This is a genomic window from Paenibacillus sp. FSL W7-1088 (genome assembly GCF_037969855.1).
In the GTDB taxonomy this organism is placed as follows: Bacteria; Bacillota; Bacilli; order Paenibacillales; family Paenibacillaceae; genus Paenibacillus.
This window is the reverse complement of record NZ_CP150216.1, coordinates 4,396,641-4,422,200: the sequence shown is the minus strand read 5'-3', so window position 1 is coordinate 4,422,200 and position 25,560 is coordinate 4,396,641. Positions and strand designations below refer to the sequence as shown.

Here is a 25,560-nt window from a genome sequence, read left to right as displayed (position 1 = left end):
GAACGGAGCTACCCCTATTTCTTTTTAGGTTCAGCTCTTTTTAATTTCTAAAACCAATATATGGAGGACTTAAATATGAAAATTAAAAATATTCAAAATGCGTTGTCACAACAATATGCAGAACGTGAAGAAGTCATTGAAGGGCTTATGGTAGCCATGATTGCTCGTCAACATGCCCTTTTGATTGGACCGCCCGGAACAGGAAAGAGCGCAATGGTGAGTGATTTGACCAAGCGTATTACAGGAGCCAATTATTTTCAATGGCTGTCTGACACGCTTCAGTACACCAGAGGAGCTATTTGGACCTGTATCTTTGAAAGAATTGGAACAGGGTGTGTACAAGCGGAACACGGCTGGCAAATTACCAACGGCACATACATCCTTTCTCGATGAGATTTTTAAAGCGAATAGTGCCATTTTGAATGCACTTTTGACACTCATTAATGAAAGGATATTTTACAATGATGGCGCGCCAGCACAAGTTCCGCTCATGTCACTCATTGGCAGCTCAAATGAGTATCCTGAGGAAGGGGAAGGACTGGAGGCATTGTTCGACCGATTTCTACTGAGATTTGAGGTTAACTATATCGGAGAGGATCAGTCTTTTGTATCCATGTTGAAAGGATCTCCACCATCTCCTGCGGATATGAATATTGAAGAACTGTTTCAACTTCAATTTTTTAGTGACACGGTAGTGATTCCTGATGAGGTTTTTGATGCCTTGAGCAAAATTAGGAGAGAACTGATGGATGAAGGGATTCGTCCTTCGGATCGACGTTTTAAACAGACTCTCTCTGTGATCCGCGCGAAGGCCGTACTTGCTGGCAGAGATAAGGCTATCTTGGAAGACCTCATGATTCTCAAGAACAGTTTGTGGGAAAAACCGGAACAACGCGATAAGGTCATGAAAATCGTGCGGAACTATGCTCAGGATGCGGTGAAGACACGTATTCAAGGAATTGAAGCTGAAACAGCAGATATTATGAAAAATTTGGATCAGTCCAGTAATTCTACGGACGTTGCTGTTGAAAGTACGAAGAAACTGAAATCGTTGGTCAATGAGCTGAAAAAACTTCAAAAAGAACAACCAAACAGATCAGAAATTGAGAGTACGATTACAACTGTTCAAAGCTCTTTGAGTGGTATCGCGTCACAAGTGTTGGGAGTGTAGCAGATGAAGGAACCTATGAAATCTGTTTTAAACACAGATGCATATGACCGTAGACGATTTGGACAGTTAATGGAAATGTCGGACAGCCTCAAGAAAATTGGAAAAGAGGGGAAAAACATATTCCCCTTGATCCAACCTTTAATGAGTGATCTATGGGCCGGGTTGTTCAAAATGAAGCCAGAGCTACTTGATGAGGTTCCTGAAGAAATTGGAATGAACCATCAGCTCATGAAAAAAGTCATGACTGATCAAGGATATCTGGATTTTCGTGAGTTTACTCGCTTGGATGATCTGGCAGCAGCCATTGGCACAACGAAATACAGTGAAACCGTTCTTGGATGGTTAAAAGAGCAGGCTAAGCAAGATCAAGACTTGGCAGAAGCTTTAAAGAAGCTCATTCAAGGAGAAAAGGGAGCTTCCCAGCAAGCTACAGATGCTTTATCCGCAGCACTTAATCAGAACGGTTCTCAATTATCACAAATGCTCGCTCAGGCTGCTGATGAGTCGGTAGAGACTAAAGAAAATGTGAAATCTATTTTAGGTGGAATACAGGCCGGAAGTGGTGACAGTGAGCTGAAGAAGGTTCCTTTAAAAGAGCAATTATTTCTTGCTGAAAAGTTGAGTCATAATAAGAATTTGAAGGAAATCGCAAAATGGGCAGGACGAATGAAGGTCATTGCGAATCGTAAACAGCGTTCTAAACATAAGGATGCGATTGATCGGAATGGAATTCGGCAAGGGAGTGATATTGAGCAACTGCTGCCGATGGAGCTGGGCAGTTACGCCAGCCCCATTAGCAAATTGGATTTCTTACGCCGATATGCGGAATGTCAAACTCTTCAGTATGATACGAAGGGAAAAGAGCATCTCGGTAAAGGGCCAATCATCCTGTGTCTAGATCAATCTGGTAGTATGAAGGATCAGGATACTATTTCCAAGGGATTCGCTTTGGCACTCATGAGCATTGCTCGGAAACAGAGAAGGGATTTTGCGTGGATTCCGTTTTCCTCACATGCTTCTGATGCAATCATCTATGAGCGAGGAAAAATTGAAGTGCAAGATATGATTCAGCTTGCTACCGTTTTTCTTGACGGAGGTACGAATTTTGTACAACCCTTAAACAAAGCAAGCGAAGTCATTAAACAAAGTCGATTTAATCAAGCAGATGTTATTTTTGTTACTGATGGGGAAGCGCATGTAAATCATGATTTTTTAAAAGCGTGGACTAGCTTGAAGGAACAAAAAGGATTTTCTGTCTTGTCCTTGTTATTAGGGAAAGAATCCATTCATGGAGTAGACGGATTCTCTGATCGAATTGTTCGAGCCTCGTCGTTTGAGGATCAATCTATAGAGCAGGCTTTTGATATATGACCAAAGAACAGGGCGTGTACAATGCGTCCTGTTTTCTTAATATGAGGAGGATACAAGTATGAAAAGGTCAAGTATTCAGAGAACTACAAAAAGTCTTTTAAATATACGTGAACGTATTCGATTTGATTTGCCATTCCAACGCAACAGCGTGTGGAAGAATGATCGACGCTCGTACCTGGTCGATTCCGTCATTAGGGATCGCTACATCCCAAATATTCTCGTTTGGAATAACGGAGACGGATATATCTGGGTTATTGATGGTAGACAGCGTTGGGAGTCAGTTTTCTTCTTTGCCGATGGCGATTACAAGTTGAGTAATGGAACAGCGGATCTCAATGGTGAGTCGATTGCCGGTAAACGACATCTGTCGGTGACAAGAACATGTTCCCATTGAAGTCTGATATGCTCCCCTCATAGTAACCGTAGAAAGTTTTGTTTTTTTCTACTGTCTACTATGAGGGGAGCATATCAGTCGCTAATTTAGCGGCTTTTTTATTTTATCGGTACAAGTTCTTGTCCCGAGCCAAGGACAAGAACTTGTACCGATTGCCGGAATGGACAAGAACATCGTCCGATTACCGATTAGATGAATAGCTAAGTGTGGGTAGTGAGTCCTTTTGATCGACTAACAGACTAAATGGTGGATTACAATCATAAAGCAGCTGCTTCAACTGTTGAATGACAAGAACATAGTCACGGGAGCCATTAAAATTACAAGAGGGCTCTACCTTTAGTTTAGTTGACTGTGATGAGAGTACTCCGGATGAAGAAAACGATCTAAGCCAGGATTCCATTGAAGAACAACTGGACCTTCCGCTTAAAGAAATGGAGAAAATGTTGATTGGTTTAAAGGTTAAATTGAATATTAGGCTTTCTTCGCAAGATTGGGTCAAAGAGATTGTCAGTATACCATTTATCATTCAGGAGGTTGCCTTCAGTTATAAGACAATTCATGGACTGGAACTGCAGCTCAATGGCTTTGAACAGTTTCAAGTTTCAGTTCATAAAGACTATCATTCCAGTGCAGACTGATACGTCGGGGCGATTCTCTATTTCGTCCGCAGGTACGTATGGCGATGCTATCCTGGATGTGAACCTAAGAACGGAAGGGATGATCTATTACATCGGGGTCAAAAGAGGCACTATGAACGCGTCGGATTATTCAAGCTAAGAAAAAAACTCCCCACGAACGCGTTTGTAAACTCAATATCAATAGAAAAGAAGCCTCCGATTCGGTTCGGAGGCTTCTTCGTGTCGAGAAAGTCCGACTTGAGCAAAATTCAGTGAACGCAAAGGTTGAGGGACAAGAACATTTAGCGGCCTCATTAATTTTATAATGGAATGTTGTACACTAAGCAGGAATGTCGCCAAGAAATAGCTGATAATGCAGGGTTTGAGTTCGGTGATGTGGTAGCAGAAGACACTATCGGTTAGACATAGACGCCAAGCAGTTGGACTGTGGTTTTGATATGATACGGCAATCGGTACAAGTTTAAAGCGATTACGAATAGTTGGATGTTTACGATCACTTAGTATAGATGAAATATTTATTACGTACGATACGCAGAATTTGTTTGGAGATAATTTAGACATTTACTCGAAAGCTTCAGGAGATTATTAAAACAGAAATGGGGTGACCCACTGCGATTGGGCTAGGAGATAACATACTCCAGAGCAAGATAGCACTCTATATTCTGGACAAAAATAACGAAGCGACTGGTTTCATTGATGAAGTAAGCTATGAGACATTTCCGCAGAAAATTTGGAACCATCCCGTCCGCGAGTGCTGGGGTGTTGGAGGGAGGAAGGAACGAAACTTAGCCCGTATGGGCATTTATACTATTGGGGGCCTGGTCAATGCAACTTAGCGACCATGAAAGCACGTTTTGGGATCATCGGTGAACAGCTTGTAATACACAGCCGAGGAATTGACCTAACGCATCCTTTCCATGACCTGATTTAAATAATAATGTCATCAGTCAGAAAAGTTTTGGAAGTGGTATTACCTTAATGAGGACTATAACCATGCTGAAGACGTCATTCCCGTCATTTTGGTAAATTTCTGCATCGGTTCAAAGACATTCTCTCGTTGTCCGGTTTTTTATCAGTAAAAGTTCGTTAGACTAACCTAGGGCAAAAACTTGCATGGATTAGAAAAAACAAAATAATAAGTACAAAGAAAAAAGTGAACTATTTGGACATTATAGAATTTGATCAAAAAATTTGAGATTCATCTGGCGATTATTCCTTTCGTGTGAGAATGATTAGCTCAGTTGGGTTATTTTTCTATGCCTCGATTTTTTCATAAGAACTACTCACTGTCCAGTTAATTACGTTAATGAACTAAAATCAATTTGTAATGTTCTTTCCATATATTATTAAGATTAGATTTACTTTGTTAGGAAACAATAAGTTTGCAATATAATACCTCAATTGCAATTGAAATCGACAATCCAGAAACTCAATACAGGAGGAATAGAAATGCAATATTCACACGAGAATTTTCACGATTCTGAAACAAATCTTGAACAAAATAGTTTTATGGTTGATGATGATAACGGTGGTACAGCAACTTTAGAAAGAGTTCGTGTTGCACAAGAAGTAATTGAATTAACAAAAGAGGATGGTCCAAAGCAGTGGCATGTGAAGAACAGGGCAAAAGTGTTTATGTGCAAAAAAGCTGGGGGACAATATCCATGCGATTGCCCTGGTGTTAATTTATTTGTTGAAATCAAAAAGTCTAATGATCAAAGTATTATATTTAGTGGGGAAGTTGCAACAAATATAGATAGAAAATTCGATTTCGATATTGATGTTACTATCTCTAATCAAGATACTGCTCCCGGCTCGATGTATGTTCACCTTGAAGAACAATAATTTACTAACCGTAAGAGCTGTTGATTGACTCCCAATTGGTAATCCTATGGAAGCCGATAGCCTTCAAAATTCTAAATTGTCTATGCGCGCCTACGAGCGCTGACAGGCCACAAGCATTGAAACTTACCTTGAGATCATCCCTGATTGCGCGGGGTTATTAATCTAACAACTATTTTTCCCATTCATTTGGTGTCATTAACCGGGGCGCTGTCGAGTAGTTTAAAATAATTAGCTGCTTTCTTTGATCACTTAACGGGCATAGTTATAGAAGAAGTTATTGGAGATCTTCTTTTGAAGGAAGATTTTAAATTGAAGAACTATGATTTTTCCTGACAACAGCGTCTTGGTGTTCGTACCCCGTGAGATCCGAACAAAAGTCCATTGGCCTATGTAGGAGGATTAGTTATGAATGGTAGAATAATAAATAAGACAAATGAAATTTTATGTGTGTATGGTGGAGATCCGGTAGGCGGTTTTGATAATAGTTGTTTTCCTTTAAAACCAGGTGAAGCAACTTCTTCAAATTTCGATTGTGACGGATTTTTTGTTCCAAATGATAGACATGTCGGACAGGTATCATTTCCTGCACAAAAAGGTCCAGCAGCTGTTAAAATAAAGGACTATCAAACACTTACTGTTACTCAAGATGGAAACTTCTACCTTTTGGATTCACACAATTGGGGTATTTACCGGGCTGGTGAATTAAATTGGGCAATATATAATACTGATTATGCCTATACTGTTCGATGGGCTAGTCAGTATGGTAGCAACAGACCTATCGAAAGATATCTTAATCACGAATTGCCCGTTGGCGAACGTAACGGAGAGTTTGGAACAGAGATCCCTATCTAAACTCAAAAACCACAAAATCCCATGTAGTGCACCCCTTAGAATAGACATTGGAAAAACCCCCGGGTTTAGAGGATGAATTCTAGGGGGTGTATTTTTATGGGACAGAAATTTAAAACGTATTCCTTTGAACTGAAAAAGGAAGCTATACAGGAAAGATATCAGATCATGGACAAGGTAGCATCCTACGGAGATGTCCAAAAACTCGCTCGTGTGTTTGGGGTTTCCCGAAGTGGGTATTACGCGTATTTAAAGCGTAAACGAGTGGATCGCGATGCGAATGCGAAAAAACAGGTACTTCGAGCCTATCAGCGTTATGGCGGAAAATATGGTACAGCGGTAACGATGATTATGTTTGCAGATTATGATGCTTCTGCCACTATATCTTCAAAATGCCCGCGGCTATACAGCAATTGAAGCAGGCCTGCTTATGCTTCCCGGAGCACTCATCATGGGTTTTCTGATGCCTGTTACAGGTAGGCTGTTTGATCGCTTCGGAGCCAAGCGGAAGTATTATTGGGCAGCTTATTACGATCGGTACGACCCTAGGCTTTATTAACCTGACGGAATCGACGAGCTATATCTTTCTGCTACTAATGTCGTCTGCGAGACGAATTGGGATGGGAATGCTTATGATGCCTATTCAAACAGTGGGATTGAATGAGCTGTCGGCTAAGTTAAACGGTCATGGAACGGCTATTACTAATACTATACGCCAGGTTGCCGGAGCGATCGGAACATCCTTGCTCGTAACGGTTATGTCTTCGCAGACACGAGCCATTGGAATAAAATAGCAGCTTCAGGGGCCGCATTGACAGACAAATTGAAACTGGGAGCAATGATACAAGGTATCAACGATTCGTATCTTGTTCTTGTAGGCATTGGTATCCTTGGTTTGGTTCTGTCGTTCTTCATCAAGCGTACGGGGGAAGATGCTGAACTAAGCAACACTTTGGCAGAAAATTAGGCGGGAGATGAGCATCCATTTTCGAAAATGGCGATAAAGTAGGGCACCTGGGGACGCTTAAAAGACTTCTAGTGATTTCGAGTTGGCAAATGATCAATGTTCTATTTGGTGAAATGAATGTGTCGATGGAACCATAGGCATGTGCTTAGAATAAGTTACTGTTAGTTCTAACAATAACTTTAAAGGAGCAAACGTAATGGGAAATTGTTATATCGAATACAAGGATGGTAGACCACCTGTCTGCGGGCAAGCATCGTCCAAACAAGTTTGTTTTAATACTGCAGCATTAAAAAATGTAAAGTCTGCTGCTTGGTATGATAACCAGCCATGTCCATCTTACTTTCTACCCTCAATACTATTATCCAATGCCTCCAGCTCATTATTATTATCATCCTGTCCCTGAAGTAATGATGAATCCACAAGATTCTAACATTATGACAATATCAGTGGTTACTAATCCAGCTCTAGCTCAGGGATGGCAGGCACTGTGTAATGGTCATTTCGGAGGATGGTATGGTCAATGTAGAACTAATAGCGCTGATGCTAAAGCAGATGCAGATGAACATAATAGGACATCACACGGTGGAGAAAGATGGGCTACTTATGTAAAACGCTCATGTTAATTAGGTTCAAAGACGAGATTTAGTAGTCTCGTCTTTTTATTTGAGGTGGTGAAATGGAGAACTACTGAATTGCATGCTGGACTGCCGTGATTTACTTATGTTTATTTTAAAATTTAATGTGATGGCTGCCTTGCAGATCAGCACAATTATGAATGAGTTATTTGCTTCCAACACTATTCACGTTCACATAGTGAATTTCAATGCACAAGTCCTCAAATATATAAACTCTCGTGCAGAAGATGCCATTGAGATCCTTCGAGTTATGTTTAAACCCTGCTACCATAGCTCCGTTTCCCATTGATTCTTTGTATAACCGGCCAATCCACCCATGACGGCAGGACATTTGTTTTTACTCTACTTACTTGGTTACTTTTTAAGATAATTACGGGTGGAACGGTTAACGTTAAAAGTGATACTAACTACTACAACTCATTTTGGAGCTTTGGAGGGATCCGTAATGCGTATATAGTATCTAATTTCCGGTAAATCAAGATTGCCATCACCAACTATACTATAAATGGGATTGTAAATATCTATGTCATTGTTAATTGTCATTGCTATATCCATGCGATTAAATACAACATTTTTTGATTGGTACCAAGAAGAAGAAGCAGGATCTATCTTATGCCATGCTGTTTTTAAATTTGACATTGCTAGGGCTGATGAGTAGTTGTCCAAGTGAAAAATTGGTATTGTGTAGTCATTTGTACCATTTTGTAATCTATCATTTTTATTTTGATGCCATATTTTTGCTCCGGTTTGCAAAGAGTAAATACACGTCGTGTTCTCTTTTTCTCCCAAAAAATCACAATGCATACTAATGGTATGTTTAGGGGGAATTTCAATTAGAATTGTATTTACAATATCAAGTTTATTTTATCATCAGGTCCGAATCCAGGTTGGTATTTAAATGCGTCCATATACACTCTCCCTTCGTAAATTCTAGATTGACTGAATAAACTCACACATCATTATTTGTGAATGACGTTTATGAGCAGATTGCTGATCGACATTAATGAATTCAAGCATAATTTTCATGTATAAAGTCTATCCAGCTTATAAAAAGCTTATTCATGAATAAGCTCTCACGGGAAGTTTCGTTCAGTTGGTTTTAGAGATACTATAAGCGCAATTGGCTGTTTCCGGGCGGTGCTGGCGGAAAGGGCAACTGATGTTGCACCAAAAATGGACAAGAACATGGTGTTTGCTGGGAAAGGGGAAATCTCGAAAGCTGCGTATAGCGTTAAGAACAAACATAACCTCTATCTCATGACGCTTCTTCTTTTTTAGGAAGTGCGTGTGTTCAGTGATACGCATCACATCATTAAAGGGAAGCATTTGTCGAGTAACACTCGGTTCGAGATCCTTTGCAAAAAGAACAAATGGGAGGATGCCCTCCATTCGTTAAGCGGAATAGGTGACCCTATTCAGTTGGAGGAGGGGTGACCGATACGGGGTATGAGAAGCTGGTAGAGTTTCGTTCCATGACGTCAATACCGATCAGTTCTCATGGAGTGGTAGTTGACAGTTCCTATGAGCGGGATATCTACAACGAATGCCATTGTCAGCAGCGGCAGATTATCCGGCCGCCGTACAACCTAAAGTATTATCCGACTTGGAATGGCATGTTGCCTGATGGCTTATTCCTGGATACGTCTCCGGAAACAATCGTCGAGATATTTGGAATGTCAGAGTATCATGAGCGGAAGCTTCAAAAGACTGCACATTTTACTCAGCTGAAGGGATTTAAGAAGAAGCCGTATTCATTCTGGTATAGGAAGCTTATAGTAGGGGAGTGACATCAAATAATAAAATGAATAAAAAATGTTATATGGGGACACAATATTTTCTAGTTAACAAAAATTGAAAACAAAAAATAATTCATGTAGGAAAACTAAAAACAAAAAAATGCCCTGTAGCAAAATAAAGGATTTGTACAAGTGTTGAGGGACCAGAACATGGTCCCATTGAAGTCGCTAATTTAGCGGCTTTTTTAATTTATCGGTACAAGTTCTTGTCCTGAGCCAAGGACAAGAACTAGTCCGATTGCCGATTAGATGAATATCTAAGTGAGGAGTTTTATAACCGTTAATTCATTAAACTAACGGGTAGGATAGTTTAAGATCATTCCTGAATCGTACCACAAGGAAGGGCAAGTTTTTTATTGTACTACACACCGATTAACTCGTTCTTTAGAATAGGACGTAACCTCTTTTGAACAGAGGTTGTCCACTAACTTGAAAAACTCTTCTGACGATAAATCCTTTTGTCGCTGGAGCCAAAGACGAAATAAGGAAAGGGAGGTTGACAGGTAAAACTCAATCAAATATGGCGTTAAGGAAGGGTTTTGCGGAACATTTAATTAACCGATTTAGAGTGATTTCTTTTTTAAGCGTTTTAAAAAACGGGGACTTCCATAAACACCTAAAAGGGCATTGAGAACCAAAAGATGTTCTTTTTTTGTCCAGACAATGGAGCGCATCTTGAACCGCATGCATCGATAGCTCTTTTTTCGCCAATTCTTCTTTTATGTCGCTCAATAAGTCATTTTCGAGAGCATCTAACAATTCGTATATATCAGAGTAAAGTATTGATAAAAGGTGCTACGGTTATATCCTGACTTATTCGCGATTTCCTGAACTAAAATTTTCTCGATTGGTTTTTGGCTATATAACTCACAAAAAACTCCAGCAGAGGTGTGGGGAAGGCAAGCTTGATCCAGCTGTTTCTGAACAGGAAACAGCTTCCGATCTATCCTGTCAAGAACGGAGAAGGCTGGCTGCTCATCGAGCATCAGTCGGTGGAAGAGCTGCAATTGATGATAACACCGGAAGGAGCAGCGATGATTACCCATGCTGGGAAGAGGCTTGGAAATATGTTGACTTGACGGAAGTGAATGAGGATGAAGCTGCGCACGATCAGTTCTTCGATGAATTCGACAGTTACCCGCAAACGAAAATAGGAGGATATGCATCCTATATCCAGTCACCGGTTTCCTTAGAAGATTTTCAGTTTATCATGCAGATCGGAAGCGAGGAAAAGCCGGGAGTTATGGTGGGTGACAACGGGGACGATGTACTGTTAAGGTCTCGTTCGAATGGTGAATGGCACATGCATTGGGATTGTTATTGAGGGTTTGACGGCCAGATAAGATAATCTGGCGATAAAAAGCAGATTTTTCTACCCAATGGGAAGTAAATAAGTTGAAGCGGCTAATCTGAAAGTTTAGCCATGGACCCGGGGAAATTGAGAGTGAAAAGAGGAATTATACAGCAATAGGTAGAAGTTCTTGTCCTTTAATGGTACAAGTGTACAAGTTCATAACGAATTATCTTCTGATGCACAATTTGAATTCCTTACGTACAACTTCACAGTGACCCAGTTTAGTGAATGTACTTTTGAGCTTTAATAGTAATTTCTTGTTTTACTCATGAATATAACCCTGCAATAATATCTATTGATTGATTCCTTTATTTAACTTAAAATGAAATCTAAAACTAAGTATATAAGGGGATACATATGAGAAAAGCATTATTGTTAGTTATGTTATTTACTTTAATTTTTCCAGTCCAAGTGTTTGCAGCAAGATCAATGTCTACTAGTGAGATTGAAAGAATTTATTTTGAGGACTACAAAGACAATGTAAAAGAGATTAAGAAGGCACAAAAAAAACTCAAAGTAGTATTAGGTACAGAAGTTGCTTCACTCACAGAAAAATTAAAACAGGCGACAGTAAAGTACAACCAAGCAGTAAAAAATAAATCAAGTAAAAACTCAATCGAAGTCTTGAAAAAGGAGAAAGAAAAGATCAAAAAGGACCTTGCTGCTGCCAAAAAACAGTTGGCAGAAATGATTAAAAGTTATACAAGAGAAAGCAATTTTCTACTAAAAAGTATAGCTGAACAAAAAACTGAACTTGTTAAATTCATTAAGGATCATTACGATGGTAAAGACAAGTTGACTGAAAATCAATTTAACAAAGAGGCATTGAATAAATTAAACGAAATAAATCAAAGTTTCGAACTTGCAATCGAATATCTTAATGAAGCGTACATATATTAATAGCCAGCAGACAACAGAAAACTGTTGTCTTTTTTATTTGAAGCAAATGATAGAAATGTAAATGTAATAAAAAGCAAGCAAACATACATTGTTTGTAATATAAAGAATTAGAAGATTTGGATTGAAAAACATAAGTTTTAGGCTATTACAGTAAACGTTGGGCCATTGAAACCTATTTTTGTACGGCGAAAGTTCAGCTGGACATGGATCGTTACCAGGTTCGCTCGGCAAAGGCCATTGACTGTTACTTGCCTTCCATCGACGATGGTGTGAAATGGATTACTTATGATGAAGTAAACCCTCCGATTTTCCCTGGAAGCGTATCTGTAAGAGTTAGAGTTAAAGCTGATCCAGTTAGTCAGGTTCCATCTGGGAAAACGAAGTTTGTTAGCTTTGTAGAAAATGTAGCAATGTATATTCGTATTAATGATGCTAGTAACACATTTGAAAAAGCGTATATATCATCAGCAATGGAGTATTCCTCAAATGACGGAGAAACGTGGACTACGTATAATGAGGCAAATCCACCACAATTCCCTGGAGACCTTACGATCCTTCTTCGCGAAAGTGCAAACGATTTTCTTCCAGCAGGACCAGCCAAAAGTTTTACATTCACATCTAATGTTTATGTCCTAACTGGAAACAATTCGCTATCCACGTCATTGTCGACGCTTGAATATTCTCGGAATGGTGGAGAGTGGGTTGCATTGAATGTGGATCAAGTAGTGCCCATGCAATCCGGTGACGTTGTACAAGTTCGAGAAGCGGCTCGTGATCCATTCCCAGCAGGAACGCCAACATCTTATGATTACTAATTTCATAAAGTGAAGAGAATGTTCAGTTTTAGAAGAACCCCAATCATTATATTTTTGATTTGGGTTCTTGTTTTAAAATGTTGAAGTAAGCCAAATAAAATTTCATTAGATAAGCCGATTAATTAAACAACTGCGAATTTACTAGTGATTACTGGTTCAAATCAAACCTAATTTTAAATGAAGTTCCTAAAAGGGCCGCGTTAATTTAGAACCTTTTTTTGTTGTTCGTATAAAAAGTTAGCTTATAATTCTGCGAAATTAAATTGTTTAAGTATTTTTGCAGAAAAATGCATTGACCGATGGTAGAATAATCCATATCATTACCTATATAGATGATAAAGACATAAAAAATGGATTTTTATCAGTGGAGGTGAAATCATCCTTGGAAGTGAAAACTCAACAAACAATTCGGGCAGAGTTGTTAAATTACATAGAAGAAAATCAAATGCTTGTTTATCATTTTGCTGAAATATCGGGTATAAATTCTGGAACTCTTAGTCGCTTTATCAATGGTTCTCAGCTCATTCCGATTAAAGCTCTTGATAGAATGACATACACGATGGGACTTGAAGAGGGCACTTTTTATGATCTATATGTAGATGAGCTGCTGCTTGATCCATCAACAGACTGGAGAAGGTTACGGCCGTTTCTAACTAGATGCTCACAGTTAAATAAACTATTCTGTATTGAAAAAGTTGTTGATCTTATGTTGGAGAAATCTTACTATATTTCTTCACTATTTGATTTTGCTGAATCTCTGTATGAAGGAGGCAATACCACGGCATCACTTCTTATCTATAAAAAAGTCTCAGAAGGAGAACGTTATCAGCATGCCGAAAGGTTAGCTGTGTGTCAATATAGAATCTTCAAATTATCACTAGGGAATGATCAGCATATCAATTATGAACTTGCTCTTGTATTCGAACCTTTTGTCACAAGGTTGGGTGAATTAGAACAACTTGATGCTATAAAAGATCTCGTTAACTTGTATGTTTCTTTGCAGAAATGGGAGAAAGCAAAACAATTAAGCACTGAAATGGGACGAATAGCTAGAATACAATACGATTTAAAACATAAAAGGAAAGTAAATGAAATCAGTGTGAGTGGACCTAAAAAAGTGTTATTTGGGTATATTTTGTATTCGCATTTGATATTAGGGACAGTAGCTGAAGAGGCTCGGGATTTCAATGAAGCTTTTTATCATTTAGAAAAATATGAGGATCACAGTTGGATCGTTGAAACCGACGCTGCAGCCGAGCAAACAAAGAAACAATTTTTAGTCTGGGCCACCGCGAATAGAATGCTTTATAGAATAATGACAGGGGATATCCAATTAATTGAGAATTATGTAGATTCTTTGGCTAGCAACGATAACGAAATACTTCTGGCTCTATTCAAAGTTGTGAAAGCTGCGCTGAAATACTCCTGTAATATCGACCATATTTTAGAGCGCTATAACGAAATGATTCAAAACCAGGTAATCTCCCAGAAAAAGGTGGGGACATATACTTCTCAAGTAATTAACGACAGATTTGTGATTTTCTTAGCTGATTTAGCTGAATATTATATTAGATCTCTACGCCCTAATATTGGTATAATCTTTGTGTTAGATAGTTTGGCAATATCTGCTAAACTAAATAATGATGCTTATCTGGTCAGATGCTTCTGCTTATTTGAGAAATTGAGGCATTCAGCAACAGTGGATCAACTAGATAAGTATAAAGCAATTTTAAAGGAGGTCGAATTAGTTATATGAAGAAGATAATGATCGTTTCTTTGGCTGTGACTTTAGCAATTTTGGTAATTGCTCCATTTAATCAGGTATCAGCTGATAACTACGAAGTTATTCCAAAAAAAGATATTTCCATAATAAAAACGAGCTCACATGGTGCTGGCGGTTGGTAAAACAGAATAGTAATGTCCAAAACCTCCTTGGATGGAGGTTTTTTAATTGTCTTTTTTGTATATATTCACCAATCTGAAATTTGAATAGAAAGAGTTAGGATTAGTTATAGAGGTGATTTTGTTATGTCTACTAATCCTACAATTAAAGAAAAAATAGAAGAAGAGAGGGATGTCTTAAACAAGTTAGTTAACATATATGGTATTGAACATCCTTTGGTTATCAGACAATCCGAACTATTAGATGAATTAATAAATCAACACAACAATGATACAAAAACATCATCCAGTTAGATCCGTGTGCTTAGTGAATTATGATATAGAGTAATGGAGCCGTGGGAATCGTGGAACATTAATCAAGCTCTTGCTCAGGTTAAAGGGTTAAAGCCATAAATAAAATTCAGGTGTATTTGTATGAAAGAAAACTATGATCCTAAAATGGATAATTATTTTTCACGACTTATAAGAATGGTGAGAAATTATTGATAGTAGTAAGGTTAAAAACTCACTACTCATGTATCTTGCAGTTTATCGTTTGAATATAAGTTCTACTACGGGTCTGGTTACATAATTTTTAATTGATTACAACGTTTATTGATCCACAAATAGAGCATAAAATGCTTTCATTCATTTGAAGTGTTTAAGGGTAGGCAAGTTTTTTATTCACAGCAAAAATAATGCTCTCATGACTAGAAAAGAAATTCAAATACTAAGCCTGGCATCATGGAGGACAGTAAATGAACAATCACACAATTTATTTCCCATGGGATATACAGAAGCGAAGTGCAGAGTGCTATGTAAGAGCGATTATAAAAGAGTTTGAACTACCGCTGCCTTTAAAGATTAATTTAATCTTACCCTCAAACGAGTACATTTTAGAAATCGAGGTTTGAGTTTATATGTGTAATAAAATTCTATATGCTGAGCCCTGAAAGCATCAGGATGACCCAAAATATAAAGATCACTTAACAAGCGTTCTGAAGAAGATGTTGAGCGTTAAGTAATCAGAGGAGGTACTGAATCTACTCCGTGTCCGTTTAACCTCGCATGTTGGTGGACAAGAGGACTTCATCTTCCTACTTAATAAATTAATCAAGGTTTAACCTAAGAGCACCCAAACGGGTGCTTTTCTCTATGAGCAAAAGTAGATTCAACATGGCTTACGAAACAGAGGGTTCTGTCGTCATCAGAAACAAAGGGACGGTATGGGCGTGGCTGGCGCAAATAAAATTTCTATCGTAACAGGAGAGACAAACTTACCTGCACTGGGTGACGGCAGGATCAATTATGTGACGGCTTATGCTCTAGGTCGGCAAAGCAAGAGGAGTTGATACTTAGTTTATGCTTTGCATAATTGAACAAAAATAAGACTCTCACGAAACTAAGTCGAAAGAGTCTTATTTGTCTTATCGTGGTAATTCACCTGAACCTACATATTTATCTTTCTTACTATTCCACTTATAGCTTGCAACTGCGATCTTCCAACCACCTTCTGGATAGTAATTCTTCCACATTTGAATTATTTCCCCGGTTTTCGAAATCTCTATTCCAACATCACCCATAACAGATAACTTCTTTTTAAGAGTACCATTCTGATATTTATAAACGAGCAGTTCTGTATTTGATGGTAAATAGTCAAGAGTAACAGCTACATGCTTTTCTTTAGCCGAAACATTGAGGATTTGGATTGTTGGTTCTTCATCGCTATAGTAATTTGTATCTATAAGTACTATGACACCTTTGGAATTAATAAGATAAAAATTGCCTGATTCAGTGATCAATAAGTGTTCCTTCTTTTTGTCTACGTTTAGGTCTACTGACTTACTGACCTTTACCTGCTCCCGTGGGAATTTCTTTTCTAACAGAGTCTTTGGATTTACAGTAGCAGCCTCGATGTAAGATGCGTTAAATATGAATCCAAACATTGTAATGGCACATAGTAGAGCTGTTACTCGTTTCATAGTAGTCTCCTTTATAAATTACTTATCGTTTGCGTCACTAGCACTAAACATAATTCCGATCGTTTCCGAACCAAGTACAGTGTATCGTATTCCGTTTACTTCGGTTGATTCATCAACTGTACTCCAGTCAACTCCTTCATCCAGTATATGCATATCTGAAAGGATATTTGCGACAGAACTTGCGGGCACATCGGGATTAACAGAAAGAATAACTAAACCGATAGCTAGAACAATATCAGCTCCAGATGTCATGGTTCCATTTCCTTGACCGATCATTGTAACATCTCGTACAGAACCATCAGCTTTGTTAATGGAACCAGTGATACCTATGTAATCTGTAATGATATACTGAAATACATCCTGAACTGCTCCTTTTTGTATCTCAAGTTTCTTCCCTATTTTTAATTTCGAATTTCCGATTTCCTGAGCACGTTTGTTAAATGACTTTCGAAATTCTTCAGGTGTCATATTTAAACTTCCAGGGATCTCTAGTTCCTTCTGATCTTGCTTCTTTACATTTTCTTTTGCTACCTTTACTTCCTGGGTTTTAGCAACTGATTTTTCAGTTACAATAGTCTCTGACTTGCTTTCAGTCGGGATCGATACTTCGGTTGATGCAACCTCGTCTTTTTTAGAATTCTCCTCATCTTTGTTTCCAAAAATCCCTGCAACTATAATCACAACAATAAGCCAAAACCACCATTTTTTCTGAATAGGCTTTTTCAATCTTCTTCCTCCTGATATAGTAATAATTAACAACATAAAATAGTCTATCAGACCCAGGAAAATGTGGCTATATTTAAATTGGAACAATTTACAGCCACTATATTTAAATCCGATAGCATCGGTGAAAAGGTTCCACTAGTATAACGCTGGTGGAACCTTTTTTTTATTTAACAGATATTTTACACATTTCCCCTTACTTCGACATTGGAAATATAATACTATGATCCAGTAACATAAATACAAATATTTGGAGGTATTGGAATGATTGCGTCTATGAAAAAGAAATTGGTATTAGCTATGTCGACTTCCGTACTCGCTCTATCATTTGTTATTGCTCCAATCTCCGCATTTGCTAGCACACCGAATCCTGTTGACAGAGCAAAGATTGAAACGCCAGTTGTTACTCCACAACCAGTTGATGATGGCACTGTTACGACAATGGGATTCAAAAAATCAGCCTTTGTATTTGCTCTAAAGCATGGAGGGGAACTGCTCGAAGATTTGTTAGAATATCTAGGTAAAAAAGAGTATGCTGATTATGTGAAAGAAAATCGTTTATCTATCGCGAACTTTATAGAAGAGACTGAACTAGTAGTAGAGAAAAACTTAATTGGATTTTTAATATTCGAATGCAGTATTCCACAAGGTGCAGCGACAGTAATAGCTAAGGCTATTATGTTTATTGCATTTTAAATAATTTACAAGGTGGGAATGGAATGAATGTAGATGAACAGCTTGAGCTTTTGAAATATCAAATCAAGCTCATTAGAACAGTGGTTGCCTCGGATGAACATCCATATTTCATGTTCCTACTTGATCACGATTTTAATGAAAAGCAAACTCGTTCTTTGACTGATGTGTTATACATATTTAACCGCAGGCTAAAAGCACAAACTAGTGCAAGAGACGAACAAATGGAGCATTTTCACAGGGAGAAGATAGAAGATATAAAGGAAAGAAATAAATTCTTTTCAGTTCCTGATGATTTCCTATTGAGTGATTCTCCACCAACATATGATGAGTTCGTATCTCTTGTGAAGTTGATAGCGCCGGCAGATGTTAACCCATCATATCTTTTGAAATCTCTTCAGATGCAAGAGATGTATGTTAATCTATGTGAACATCTGTTAAAACAACAAAATTGAATCGGTAAAAGACACTGCTGGCATAATGCTGGCAGTGTCTTTTTTTGTTCACATATATATTTTTATCAAGCAACGTGTTCAGTTCTTATTTATCTGCAGCTGAGCTGCAGCTTTGCGGCATGTTCAGCCTACTTCTCTAATCAAATCCTCGTTGTTATTACGTACGTTACCTACTCCCTTTGGTACTTCGTATGCGCGCATCTCTGATGCTTGATACGGCTTCAACAGACCGAGCAACGACTGAACATCATCATTATCTCTTCCAAGCCATTCCGCCTCGTCCTCTGGACGCAGGATAACCGGCATACGATTGTGGATGTCTTCCATCAGTTCATTGGGCTGAGTAGTAATGATGGTGCATGTGCTGAGCTTATTGCCGTCCGGATCCGCCCAGGTATCATAAAGGCCAGCCAATGAAAAGATACTTTCATCCTTCATCAGTATGCGCATCGGCTGTTTGTCTGTCCCTTCTTTCTTCCACTCGTAGAATCCGCTGCATGGGATGATACAACGCTTGGAGCTGATCAGTCGTTTAAAGGCCGGCTTTTCATTTAGTGTCTCAGCTCGAGCGTTAATCATCTTGTTACCGATCTTGTCATCCTTGGCCCAAACGGGTACCAGTCCCCATCGGAGTGAGCCCAGCCTATTGCCGTCTTTGCTCCCTATAATGGTGGGGATGTACTGCATAGGTGCAGCGTTGTAATTAGGCTTGTACTCAAATCCATCTGCAATAGATGCATAGTACCGGTCTAATATAGCTTCAATGGGGTCAGTGATTGTAAATCTACCACACATACAAAACACCTCCTGTATTGTCTTTGCAATATATAATCACACAATAAATTGATCAAACATTGGTTTATGGAGTAATCCTGAAGATTGAAAAATACATTAAAAAATCTCAATCCAATTATATCGTTTTGCCATAAAGGATAGATGCGGTAAGTTATGGGTTAGGAGGTGTGTGATTATCCTAATTATGTAACGAATGTTACATGAATACATGTAAAAATATAGTATTGTTGTTTGTGTAATACATATAAAATACTAGGAGATGATCTTGTGGCTTTGAAAAAAATCTTAACTGCTTCTGTTTTGTCTCTTGCGCTTTTGTCTATATCGGTGCCAGTAATGGCAAGCCAAGCTTCAGATGTAACGATTATGAACAAACAAAAAAGTGTGACCGTTTATCAAGATTACCCATCAAATGCTAATATTCCTTCAACCTATTTTTATACTGATGCCGATCATTATTATGGCACTCTTCAAAGAACGAATATCGTTCAAGTTACTCCATCACAAGTAAGAGCCTATTATTCAGGAATTGTTACACAAGATTCCGGTTTCTAAACTTACTAAAGGAAAACCCGCCAACTACTAAGGTTAGCGGGTTTTTGCTAATCCCAAATAATTCTACGATCTTGATGCACTTCAAACTGGTTACCTACTCTGTTGCCTGCATCTCTATTGTCTGAAGAACTTATGAATTTATTCAATATCTGCTCCATACCTGCCTTCAAGAATAAAATTACATAACATGGTGTAAGCTATTATTACTCTCTCCTATGAGTGCTACTATAAATGTACCTGGTCTGCTCGACTGGTTTTTTTTGTTGTTTATAAAAGAACAAATGTTCGCATATAATGAATTCGAGGTGGTTAACATGTTGACAGATTATCAACGTAAGGTCCTACGGATCTTGTACAACTACAGTGGTGGGCGGCGACGGCTGCCTACAATCCATGAATTGACTGTTAAAACGGGTAAGCATAAGCCAGACGTCATGGCTGCCCTGGACGCTCTTATAGCCTCGGAATACATACATTGGGATGACAAGTCAGATACGGCTAGTATCGTTATTTTGGAAGACTGGGAACGAGAGTCTGAGCTGCCTAAGCTTCCTAAGGCACCGTCGCCGGCGCAGCCAAATGATTTAAGCTATTGGACTGAATACTGAGGAGGAATGCAATGTGTCGAGCAAATTGACGGCTAACGGGATCTTTGAAGGATCTCGCATTATTCTTCCAGAACATCGGGAAGCATACTTAAACGAAATGAAGGAACAAGAGAGACGGGGGAAGCCTGCCTTGGATGAACAGGAAATGCAGCTCATTGAGGAAGCGATCCTGGAATCTTACCAAGAATGCCGCTCTGTTACGTTGACTGTATTTAACCCATTTGATGACGAGATTATGCGGGGCGTTGTGACATCGATCGATAAGCCAAACAGGAGAATTAAACTTGTACGCGCTGATGAGGATTATAGTTGGATCAAGATCGAAGAAATTACTGCGGCAAGCCGATAATTGATAGAGCCCCAAGGGATTACTCCAGGGGCTCAGTTTTTTTCCTTCTATTATATAGGGTTGTTTCGGACATATGATTTGTAATCCATCGGAGCTGTACTGACGGTTCATTTGAAGTTCGGGGACATCCCCCAACTCGTCCCCCAAACGTCCCTCAAGTCATGCAAAGCTATGATTGAATACGAGCTTTTGTTTCTATTGGATTCCATATTTAGCGCTTATATAATGAAAGAAACAATAATATGAAGCCATCGTACATAAATCGTACCCAAGTCCACCAATGGGAACGCGATTAATATATCACGTTGTACTAATAGCTGAATCCCTTGGCGCTCTAGCGCTGAGGGGTTTTTCTTTTTGTGGGCGGGGGATATAAAGAAGCTAGGTAGAATATTATTCTACCTAGCTTTATATATATAGGAGCTCAGTCCTTAATTTCTGATAAATAGTACTCATATAACTCATCAATAGAAGAACTAGAAAGTAAGTGAGTGGCTGCTTCAATTGATTCTCTTTTCCAATCAAACCAGCGCATTTCTTTTAACTTCATAATTTTTTCTTCTGAGAAACGCTTTCTAACTTCTTTTGCAGGATTTCCACCAACTATCGTGTAAGGGGCGACATCTTTTGTTACAATTGAGCCTGCTGCAACAATCGCACCTTCACCAATGGTAACACCAGGCATAATCATGGCATTCATGCCGATCCATGCATCGCTTTCTATAATGGTATCTCCCTTGGGTGAGAATGAACGGCTAATTTGATTAGCGAACGGATAAACCGTGATCCACTCCGCATGGTGATTGTTATTTCCTCCCATAAGAATAACGACGCCGGCTGCGATACATACATAATTACCAATAATTAATCGATCTATTTGCCAACCAAATTCCTCAATCGGGTTGAATAAGCTCCTCGATTTTTCATCTCCCCATAAATATCTCACGCATCCATCTTCAAAAGATGAATGGTTATCGTAATAACCAGAGTAATAGGAGTAATCGCCAACATCAATTAATGGATTGGTTACAATGTCCTTTAAATACTTAATTTCGGACCAGTGATTAAAGTGGTTTATATTCATTTTAAATTCCTCGCTTCTAAGTTATATTTCTGAGTAACTTAGAAGCGAGATGCGGTAGCCACATTCTTTAGTTTTTTTAGACGACGAATCATCTGAATCATCCTTCCTTAAGATATGAGGGCCATTGTAGCAATGACCTCTTTTTTTGTCAATCCTATTCTCGTAAACATATGCAGTAAGTATCCTGATTCCAAGTATATATCAAGTGTATTTAATGAAGAGAAAATTCAGGAAGAAATAACATAGGCAGAAACCGTGTGCGCTATCGAGAACGATTACTATCTCACGTTGTAGTAGATCAGGGACCGAAACAAAAAGGTAAAGGGAAAGCTGGTATTCGTAGTGTAGATCTTGGCATCTTAGCATTGAGGTTTTAAAGTAGTCAATAAAAAAGAGAATGGTTAATTAAATTACGATCATATCGTTGAAGCGAAAGTTCATATTGATTGTTTACTCTATTTTTACAGTATCTATATGTTGATAGTTTCATATAATTGCGTTATAATTCATTTATGTTTTTAGAAATTAAATTTTGAACAATTAATTGGAGATGTTAATATGGAACAAGAGAAGCAACTGGTTTCCGCACAGCGGACATTTTTTTATACAGGTCAAACCAAGTCTGTAGAGTACCGTATTCGTGCTCTTCAGCAATTAAGACAGGGAATTGAGAAATATCAGCAACGTATTCTTGACGCACTCCGTGCGGATCTAAATAAATCTGAAACAGAGGCTTATGGCTCCGAGATTCGAATTGTGTTGGGTGAACTGGATTTTGCATTGGAACACTTGGAGGAATGGGCAACACCAAAACCTGTGCCTACAAATTCTGCTATACCTGATGGTACAAGCCTAATTTATCCAGAACCTTATGGAGTTGCTCTTATTATTGCACCATGGAACTATCCGTTCCAGCTGGCTTTCGGCCCTCTAATTGGAGTCATTGCTGCGGGTAACTGTGCTATTATTAAGCCGTCTGAATTAACTCCAGCCGTATCACGTCTGACTTATAATTTGATTCATGAGATATTTCCTAGTGAGTACCTGGCAGTTGTGGAAGGAGAAGTCGAGACCAGTACAGCATTGCTGAAAGAAAAGTTTGATTATATTTTCTTTACAGGCAGTACAGGTGTTGGCCGCATTGTTATGAAGGCAGCTGCTGAGCATTTGACTCCAGTTACGTTAGAACTAGGGGGTAAGAGCCCAGTCATAGTTCATCAGGATGCGGATTTGAAGCTGGCGGCTCAGCGCATTGTTCGTGGTAAATTTCTGAATGCTGGGCAAACCTGTGTCGCTCCTGACTATTTGCTTGTACATGAGGATGTACATGACAAATTAGTGGAATTGATCGGTGCAGAAATTCAGGACAAATTTGGAGACGATGTGTTGCAAAATGCTGATTTTCCGCACATTGTCAACGCACGTAACTTTGATCGTTTAGCGGTGTTACTCCAAGATGGCAAAGCAATGATTGGTGGACGATCTGAACGTGATCAGCTGCTCATTGAACCAACAGTACTGGGGGAAGTGGATTGGAAATCCCCAGTGATGCAAGAGGAGATCTTTGGTCCAATCCTTCCTGTGTTTAAGTATACTGATCTTAACCCGATGCTAGATGAGATTGTTCGCCGTCCAAAACCACTGGCATTATACCTCTTCACGCAAAATGATAATCTGCAGAATCAGGTTCTGAATCAAGTTTCTTTTGGTGGTGGTTGTATTAATGACACATTGTCTCATATGACATCACATTATCTTCCGTTCGGCGGCGTAGGAGAAAGTGGAATGGGTTCTTACCATGGTCATCAGAGTTTTGATGTGTTCTCTCATCATAAGAGCATTCTTAGACGCAGCGAATAGTCGTTAACGTAGAATAATATAAGTAATATGTAGAAAAAAGAGGTTGTCCCGGAACGGGACAACCTCTTTAAGTATCTTATTGTGAAACATCTGAACAACATCAATACATATTAATGAATATCACGGAAAAGGCCAATGACTTTGCCGAGGATGCTAACGTGTTTCAAACGCAACGGTTCAAAAGTCGAATTTTCCGGTTGAAGACGAATATGATCTTTTTCTTTGTAGAACGTTTTTACCGTTGCTTCATCGTCTTCAGTCATGGCTACTACGATGTCGCCGTTATCCGCAGTTTGCTGCTGACGTACAATAACATAGTCTCCGTTAACAATGCCTGCTTCAACCATACTGTCACCCACGACCGAAAGCATAAATACTTTCTGATCGCCTACATAATGCGTAGGAAGAGGGAAGTAATCTTCGATATTTTCTGTTGCTGTGATTGGAACCCCTGCAGTAACTTTACCCACGACTGGAATGCGAGCAACGCTGTGAGCAAACTGATGTGAATGCTCTGACTCTTCCTGGCTGAGAAGTTCAATGGCTCTTGGTTTGGTTGGGTCGCGTCTAATCAGACCTTTCTTCTCCAAACGATCCAGATGTCCATGTACTGTAGAGCTGGAAGCCAACCCAACGGCCTCACCAATTTCGCGTACGGAAGGAGGATACCCCTTCAACCGGACTTCATTGCGTATAAACTCCAGAATAGCCTGTTGCCTGCTGGATATCTTCGACATACCGTATCAACCCCATTTTAGTAACGTTTGGGAAAATTATAACATAGAACCTCCGTTCGTACAAACATAAGTTCTAAATAAAATGCCATAAAATCAATGTTTTTTTGCAAATTAAGATGAAAAATTTCTTTTAGTCTAATCAAATACTGCAAATGACAGTTCCCATACAATAGAAGAAAGATAATGGAATGTAGGATGTTACAAAAAAAAGCGAACAATTGTTCTAAAAAGTTATTGTACAAAACAAGTGTTCGTGTTATATTGATTTCAACGGATAGGAACAAACGTTTGGAGGTCGATATTTAATGAGATATTCTACTTATCAAAGCATTTACGAACCGGTGCATTCAGAAGTGGTTGAAACGAACATAAGGAATTTTAAGAAGGTTTTTGCAAAAGGTAATGTCCCAACATGGGTCTTGAAATTAATAATCGTAAGCTTAATTATACTGGTTGGATGCAGTACAGTATTGACAGTGTTTGCTGGTAATGAAAATGATCTGTTGCCTGGCGGGAAGATAGCAGTTTCACAAGGAGATACACTATGGAGTATATCATTGAATCACAAACCGGAAACAATGGATACACGTATATATATAGAAGCAATTAAGAAAGTCAATCAACTTGGATCAACTTCAATACAAGTGGGGCAAGTCTTAATACTGCCTCAATTCACACAATAAAACTGCATATTCACACGCATTAATGCGTGTCAGCTTGACAAGCTGCCCTTATCATGTCAAAGTTAATATGACTTTGTATTTTTGGAGGGGACAAGCTTGGATATAGATAGTCTGGTAGCACGTATTAATGAATTGGCTCGCAAGCAAAAATCTACTGGATTGACAGAGGAAGAGCTCGCTGAACGTGCCAAGCTTAGAGAAATCTATTTGAATAACATTCGAAGCAATTTCAGACAACAACTGGATTCGATTGAAATCGTAGATGATGAGAACGATCAAGGCCACCAAGGCAAACTCAAACATTAAGGAAACCTAATGATATCATTATGATATTTAGGTTTCTTCCTGTTATCTAGAGGTTGCAAATTATAGGGGGAAATGTTGGTTTACTGTTATGTAAGCCGATACAAAGAACATCTA

33 protein-coding genes are annotated in these 25,560 nt (G+C 38.8%); 27 read left to right on the top strand and 6 right to left on the bottom strand.

Going from position 1 to position 25,560, the window contains the following annotated elements:
• Nucleotides 1-75: 75 nt before the first annotated feature.
• The 11 genes from MKY42_RS19820 to MKY42_RS19770 all read left to right on the top strand — a co-directional run bounded on the left by MKY42_RS19820 (nucleotide 76) and on the right by MKY42_RS19770 (nucleotide 7,235).
• The gene (locus tag MKY42_RS19820; RefSeq protein WP_256222133.1) at nucleotides 76-393 is read left to right on the top strand and encodes an AAA family ATPase; all 318 of its coding nucleotides are present in this window, start codon (nucleotides 76-78) and stop codon (nucleotides 391-393) included.
• Entirely contained in the window at nucleotides 314-1,171 is an 858-nt protein-coding gene (locus tag MKY42_RS19815) for an AAA family ATPase (RefSeq protein WP_257031368.1), read from the top strand. The genes MKY42_RS19820 and MKY42_RS19815 overlap by 80 nt, the downstream gene beginning before the upstream one ends.
• A gap of 3 nt (nucleotides 1,172-1,174) precedes the next feature.
• Nucleotides 1,175-2,542, top strand: a complete 1,368-nt coding sequence (locus tag MKY42_RS19810; protein WP_339844120.1) for a VWA domain-containing protein — start codon at nucleotides 1,175-1,177, stop codon at nucleotides 2,540-2,542.
• 58 nt (nucleotides 2,543-2,600) lie between these two features.
• Nucleotides 2,601-2,936, top strand: coding sequence for a DUF262 domain-containing protein (locus MKY42_RS19805; protein WP_090900002.1), 336 nt, complete (start codon nucleotides 2,601-2,603; stop codon nucleotides 2,934-2,936).
• Nucleotides 2,937-3,367: 431 nt separating this feature from the next.
• Nucleotides 3,368-3,574 (top strand): hypothetical protein, encoded by a 207-nt coding sequence (locus MKY42_RS19800; protein WP_339844117.1) that lies wholly within the window; start codon nucleotides 3,368-3,370, stop codon nucleotides 3,572-3,574.
• A gap of 1,449 nt (nucleotides 3,575-5,023) precedes the next feature.
• Entirely contained in the window at nucleotides 5,024-5,419 is a 396-nt protein-coding gene (locus tag MKY42_RS19795; RefSeq protein ID WP_090899995.1) for a hypothetical protein, read from the top strand.
• 405 nt (nucleotides 5,420-5,824) lie between these two features.
• Complete coding sequence (locus tag MKY42_RS19790) at nucleotides 5,825-6,271, top strand: hypothetical protein (RefSeq protein WP_090899992.1); 447 nt, start codon at nucleotides 5,825-5,827, stop codon at nucleotides 6,269-6,271.
• Between the two features lie 96 nt (nucleotides 6,272-6,367).
• Nucleotides 6,368-6,685: a hypothetical protein gene (locus tag MKY42_RS19785; RefSeq protein ID WP_090899989.1), complete on the top strand. Its 318-nt coding sequence runs from the start codon at nucleotides 6,368-6,370 to the stop codon at nucleotides 6,683-6,685.
• Nucleotides 6,633-6,827 (top strand): MFS transporter, encoded by a 195-nt coding sequence (locus tag MKY42_RS19780; protein ID WP_339844114.1) that lies wholly within the window; start codon nucleotides 6,633-6,635, stop codon nucleotides 6,825-6,827. The genes MKY42_RS19785 and MKY42_RS19780 overlap by 53 nt, the downstream gene beginning before the upstream one ends.
• 73 nt (nucleotides 6,828-6,900) lie before the next feature.
• Nucleotides 6,901-7,062, top strand: a complete 162-nt coding sequence (locus MKY42_RS19775) for a hypothetical protein (RefSeq protein ID WP_306459204.1) — start codon at nucleotides 6,901-6,903, stop codon at nucleotides 7,060-7,062.
• A 17-nt stretch (nucleotides 7,063-7,079) separates the two neighbouring features.
• Nucleotides 7,080-7,235: a hypothetical protein gene (locus tag MKY42_RS19770; RefSeq protein WP_306459205.1), complete on the top strand. Its 156-nt coding sequence runs from the start codon at nucleotides 7,080-7,082 to the stop codon at nucleotides 7,233-7,235.
• 1,052 nt (nucleotides 7,236-8,287) lie between these two features.
• Here MKY42_RS19770 and MKY42_RS19765 read toward each other — a convergent pair.
• Nucleotides 8,288-8,623, bottom strand: coding sequence for a hypothetical protein (locus MKY42_RS19765; RefSeq protein WP_339844112.1), 336 nt, complete (start codon nucleotides 8,621-8,623; stop codon nucleotides 8,288-8,290).
• Nucleotides 8,624-9,300: 677 nt separating this feature from the next.
• On the opposite strand from MKY42_RS19765, the gene MKY42_RS19760 reads away from it, so the two are divergent.
• The 8 genes from MKY42_RS19760 (at nucleotide 9,301) to MKY42_RS19725 (ending at nucleotide 14,931) form a co-directional block, all read left to right on the top strand.
• Nucleotides 9,301-9,657, top strand: coding sequence for a hypothetical protein (locus MKY42_RS19760; RefSeq protein WP_339844110.1), 357 nt, complete (start codon nucleotides 9,301-9,303; stop codon nucleotides 9,655-9,657).
• 914 nt (nucleotides 9,658-10,571) lie between these two features.
• Complete coding sequence (locus MKY42_RS19755; protein WP_257031369.1) at nucleotides 10,572-10,745, top strand: hypothetical protein; 174 nt, start codon at nucleotides 10,572-10,574, stop codon at nucleotides 10,743-10,745.
• Nucleotides 10,742-10,990, top strand: a complete 249-nt coding sequence (locus MKY42_RS19750; RefSeq protein WP_090899978.1) for a DUF1963 domain-containing protein — start codon at nucleotides 10,742-10,744, stop codon at nucleotides 10,988-10,990. Before MKY42_RS19755 ends, MKY42_RS19750 begins: the two co-directional genes overlap by 4 nt.
• A gap of 387 nt (nucleotides 10,991-11,377) precedes the next feature.
• Entirely contained in the window at nucleotides 11,378-11,920 is a 543-nt protein-coding gene (locus MKY42_RS19745; RefSeq protein WP_090899976.1) for a hypothetical protein, read from the top strand.
• Nucleotides 11,921-12,123: 203 nt separating this feature from the next.
• Entirely contained in the window at nucleotides 12,124-12,735 is a 612-nt protein-coding gene (locus MKY42_RS19740) for a DUF4073 domain-containing protein (RefSeq protein ID WP_090899973.1), read from the top strand.
• 277 nt (nucleotides 12,736-13,012) lie between these two features.
• Complete coding sequence (locus tag MKY42_RS19735) at nucleotides 13,013-14,491, top strand: XRE family transcriptional regulator (RefSeq protein WP_339844106.1); 1,479 nt, start codon at nucleotides 13,013-13,015, stop codon at nucleotides 14,489-14,491.
• A complete protein-coding gene (locus tag MKY42_RS19730) occupies nucleotides 14,488-14,640 on the top strand; it encodes a hypothetical protein (RefSeq protein ID WP_177185743.1) in 153 nt (50 codons plus the stop codon). The genes MKY42_RS19735 and MKY42_RS19730 overlap by 4 nt, the downstream gene beginning before the upstream one ends.
• Before the next feature lie 123 nt (nucleotides 14,641-14,763).
• Nucleotides 14,764-14,931 (top strand): aspartyl-phosphate phosphatase Spo0E family protein, encoded by a 168-nt coding sequence (locus MKY42_RS19725; protein ID WP_090899966.1) that lies wholly within the window; start codon nucleotides 14,764-14,766, stop codon nucleotides 14,929-14,931.
• Between the two features lie 1,112 nt (nucleotides 14,932-16,043).
• Here MKY42_RS19725 and MKY42_RS19720 read toward each other — a convergent pair.
• Nucleotides 16,044-16,598, bottom strand: coding sequence for a hypothetical protein (locus tag MKY42_RS19720; protein ID WP_090899963.1), 555 nt, complete (start codon nucleotides 16,596-16,598; stop codon nucleotides 16,044-16,046).
• A gap of 18 nt (nucleotides 16,599-16,616) precedes the next feature.
• Entirely contained in the window at nucleotides 16,617-17,324 is a 708-nt protein-coding gene (locus tag MKY42_RS19715; RefSeq protein WP_090899961.1) for a hypothetical protein, read from the bottom strand.
• Nucleotides 17,325-17,585: 261 nt separating this feature from the next.
• On the opposite strand from MKY42_RS19715, the gene MKY42_RS19710 reads away from it, so the two are divergent.
• Together MKY42_RS19710 and MKY42_RS19705 are read left to right on the top strand one after the other, a co-directional pair.
• Nucleotides 17,586-18,017, top strand: coding sequence for a hypothetical protein (locus MKY42_RS19710; RefSeq protein ID WP_090899958.1), 432 nt, complete (start codon nucleotides 17,586-17,588; stop codon nucleotides 18,015-18,017).
• Nucleotides 18,018-18,040: 23 nt separating this feature from the next.
• Nucleotides 18,041-18,469, top strand: a complete 429-nt coding sequence (locus MKY42_RS19705; protein ID WP_090899955.1) for a hypothetical protein — start codon at nucleotides 18,041-18,043, stop codon at nucleotides 18,467-18,469.
• Nucleotides 18,470-18,592: 123 nt separating this feature from the next.
• Here MKY42_RS19705 and MKY42_RS19700 read toward each other — a convergent pair whose 3' ends face one another.
• Nucleotides 18,593-19,264: an SOS response-associated peptidase gene (locus tag MKY42_RS19700; RefSeq protein ID WP_090899952.1), complete on the bottom strand. Its 672-nt coding sequence runs from the start codon at nucleotides 19,262-19,264 to the stop codon at nucleotides 18,593-18,595.
• Nucleotides 19,265-19,531: 267 nt separating this feature from the next.
• Here MKY42_RS19700 and MKY42_RS19695 point away from each other — a divergent pair, with 267 nt between their 5' ends.
• The 3 genes from MKY42_RS19695 (at nucleotide 19,532) to MKY42_RS19685 (ending at nucleotide 20,776) form a co-directional block, all read left to right on the top strand.
• A complete protein-coding gene (locus tag MKY42_RS19695) occupies nucleotides 19,532-19,819 on the top strand; it encodes a hypothetical protein (RefSeq protein WP_090899949.1) in 288 nt (95 codons plus the stop codon).
• 215 nt (nucleotides 19,820-20,034) lie between these two features.
• The gene (locus tag MKY42_RS19690) at nucleotides 20,035-20,427 is read left to right on the top strand and encodes a hypothetical protein (RefSeq protein ID WP_090899946.1); all 393 of its coding nucleotides are present in this window, start codon (nucleotides 20,035-20,037) and stop codon (nucleotides 20,425-20,427) included.
• A gap of 13 nt (nucleotides 20,428-20,440) precedes the next feature.
• A complete protein-coding gene (locus MKY42_RS19685; protein WP_090899944.1) occupies nucleotides 20,441-20,776 on the top strand; it encodes a YolD-like family protein in 336 nt (111 codons plus the stop codon).
• Nucleotides 20,777-21,200: 424 nt separating this feature from the next.
• Here the strand turns inward: MKY42_RS19685 and MKY42_RS19680 are convergent, their stop codons facing one another.
• Complete coding sequence (locus MKY42_RS19680) at nucleotides 21,201-21,860, bottom strand: CatB-related O-acetyltransferase (protein ID WP_339844102.1); 660 nt, start codon at nucleotides 21,858-21,860, stop codon at nucleotides 21,201-21,203.
• A 558-nt stretch (nucleotides 21,861-22,418) separates the two neighbouring features.
• Between MKY42_RS19680 and MKY42_RS19675 the strand changes: the two genes are divergently transcribed.
• A complete protein-coding gene (locus MKY42_RS19675; RefSeq protein ID WP_090899940.1) occupies nucleotides 22,419-23,720 on the top strand; it encodes an aldehyde dehydrogenase in 1,302 nt (433 codons plus the stop codon).
• Nucleotides 23,721-23,830: 110 nt separating this feature from the next.
• Here MKY42_RS19675 and lexA read toward each other — a convergent pair whose 3' ends face one another.
• Nucleotides 23,831-24,457, bottom strand: a complete 627-nt coding sequence (gene lexA / locus MKY42_RS19670; RefSeq protein WP_090899937.1) for a transcriptional repressor LexA — start codon at nucleotides 24,455-24,457, stop codon at nucleotides 23,831-23,833.
• Nucleotides 24,458-24,762: 305 nt separating this feature from the next.
• Between lexA and MKY42_RS19665 the strand changes: the two genes are divergently transcribed.
• Nucleotides 24,763-25,140, top strand: coding sequence for a LysM peptidoglycan-binding domain-containing protein (locus MKY42_RS19665; RefSeq protein WP_090899935.1), 378 nt, complete (start codon nucleotides 24,763-24,765; stop codon nucleotides 25,138-25,140).
• A 96-nt stretch (nucleotides 25,141-25,236) separates the two neighbouring features.
• Nucleotides 25,237-25,446 (top strand): DUF896 domain-containing protein, encoded by a 210-nt coding sequence (locus MKY42_RS19660; RefSeq protein ID WP_062325454.1) that lies wholly within the window; start codon nucleotides 25,237-25,239, stop codon nucleotides 25,444-25,446.
• Nucleotides 25,447-25,560 lie beyond the last annotated feature (114 nt).

What these genes read in the sequence shown, in the direction of transcription:
- MKY42_RS19820 (WP_256222133.1), top strand. Translation starts at nt 76, where the DNA reads ATGAAAATTAAAAATATTCAAAATGCGTTGTCACAACAATATGCAGAA.
- MKY42_RS19810 (WP_339844120.1), top strand. Translation starts at nt 1,175, where the DNA reads ATGAAGGAACCTATGAAATCTGTTTTAAACACAGATGCATATGACCGT.
- MKY42_RS19805 (WP_090900002.1), top strand. Translation starts at nt 2,601, where the DNA reads ATGAAAAGGTCAAGTATTCAGAGAACTACAAAAAGTCTTTTAAATATA.
- MKY42_RS19800 (WP_339844117.1), top strand. Translation starts at nt 3,368, where the DNA reads ATGGAGAAAATGTTGATTGGTTTAAAGGTTAAATTGAATATTAGGCTT.
- MKY42_RS19795 (WP_090899995.1), top strand. Translation starts at nt 5,024, where the DNA reads ATGCAATATTCACACGAGAATTTTCACGATTCTGAAACAAATCTTGAA.
- MKY42_RS19790 (WP_090899992.1), top strand. Translation starts at nt 5,825, where the DNA reads ATGAATGGTAGAATAATAAATAAGACAAATGAAATTTTATGTGTGTAT.
- MKY42_RS19785 (WP_090899989.1), top strand. Translation starts at nt 6,368, where the DNA reads ATGGGACAGAAATTTAAAACGTATTCCTTTGAACTGAAAAAGGAAGCT.
- MKY42_RS19780 (WP_339844114.1), top strand. Translation starts at nt 6,633, where the DNA reads ATGATGCTTCTGCCACTATATCTTCAAAATGCCCGCGGCTATACAGCA.
- MKY42_RS19775 (WP_306459204.1), top strand. Translation starts at nt 6,901, where the DNA reads ATGATGCCTATTCAAACAGTGGGATTGAATGAGCTGTCGGCTAAGTTA.
- MKY42_RS19745 (WP_090899976.1), top strand. Translation starts at nt 11,378, where the DNA reads ATGAGAAAAGCATTATTGTTAGTTATGTTATTTACTTTAATTTTTCCA.
- MKY42_RS19740 (WP_090899973.1), top strand. Translation starts at nt 12,124, where the DNA reads ATGGATCGTTACCAGGTTCGCTCGGCAAAGGCCATTGACTGTTACTTG.
- MKY42_RS19730 (WP_177185743.1), top strand. Translation starts at nt 14,488, where the DNA reads ATGAAGAAGATAATGATCGTTTCTTTGGCTGTGACTTTAGCAATTTTG.
- MKY42_RS19725 (WP_090899966.1), top strand. Translation starts at nt 14,764, where the DNA reads ATGTCTACTAATCCTACAATTAAAGAAAAAATAGAAGAAGAGAGGGAT.
- MKY42_RS19720 (WP_090899963.1), bottom strand. Translation starts at nt 16,598, where the DNA reads ATGAAACGAGTAACAGCTCTACTATGTGCCATTACAATGTTTGGATTC.
- MKY42_RS19710 (WP_090899958.1), top strand. Translation starts at nt 17,586, where the DNA reads ATGATTGCGTCTATGAAAAAGAAATTGGTATTAGCTATGTCGACTTCC.
- MKY42_RS19705 (WP_090899955.1), top strand. Translation starts at nt 18,041, where the DNA reads ATGAATGTAGATGAACAGCTTGAGCTTTTGAAATATCAAATCAAGCTC.
- MKY42_RS19700 (WP_090899952.1), bottom strand. Translation starts at nt 19,264, where the DNA reads ATGTGTGGTAGATTTACAATCACTGACCCCATTGAAGCTATATTAGAC.
- MKY42_RS19690 (WP_090899946.1), top strand. Translation starts at nt 20,035, where the DNA reads ATGAGTGCTACTATAAATGTACCTGGTCTGCTCGACTGGTTTTTTTTG.
- MKY42_RS19680 (WP_339844102.1), bottom strand. Translation starts at nt 21,860, where the DNA reads ATGAATATAAACCACTTTAATCACTGGTCCGAAATTAAGTATTTAAAG.
- MKY42_RS19675 (WP_090899940.1), top strand. Translation starts at nt 22,419, where the DNA reads ATGGAACAAGAGAAGCAACTGGTTTCCGCACAGCGGACATTTTTTTAT.
- lexA (WP_090899937.1), bottom strand. Translation starts at nt 24,457, where the DNA reads ATGTCGAAGATATCCAGCAGGCAACAGGCTATTCTGGAGTTTATACGC.
- MKY42_RS19665 (WP_090899935.1), top strand. Translation starts at nt 24,763, where the DNA reads ATGAGATATTCTACTTATCAAAGCATTTACGAACCGGTGCATTCAGAA.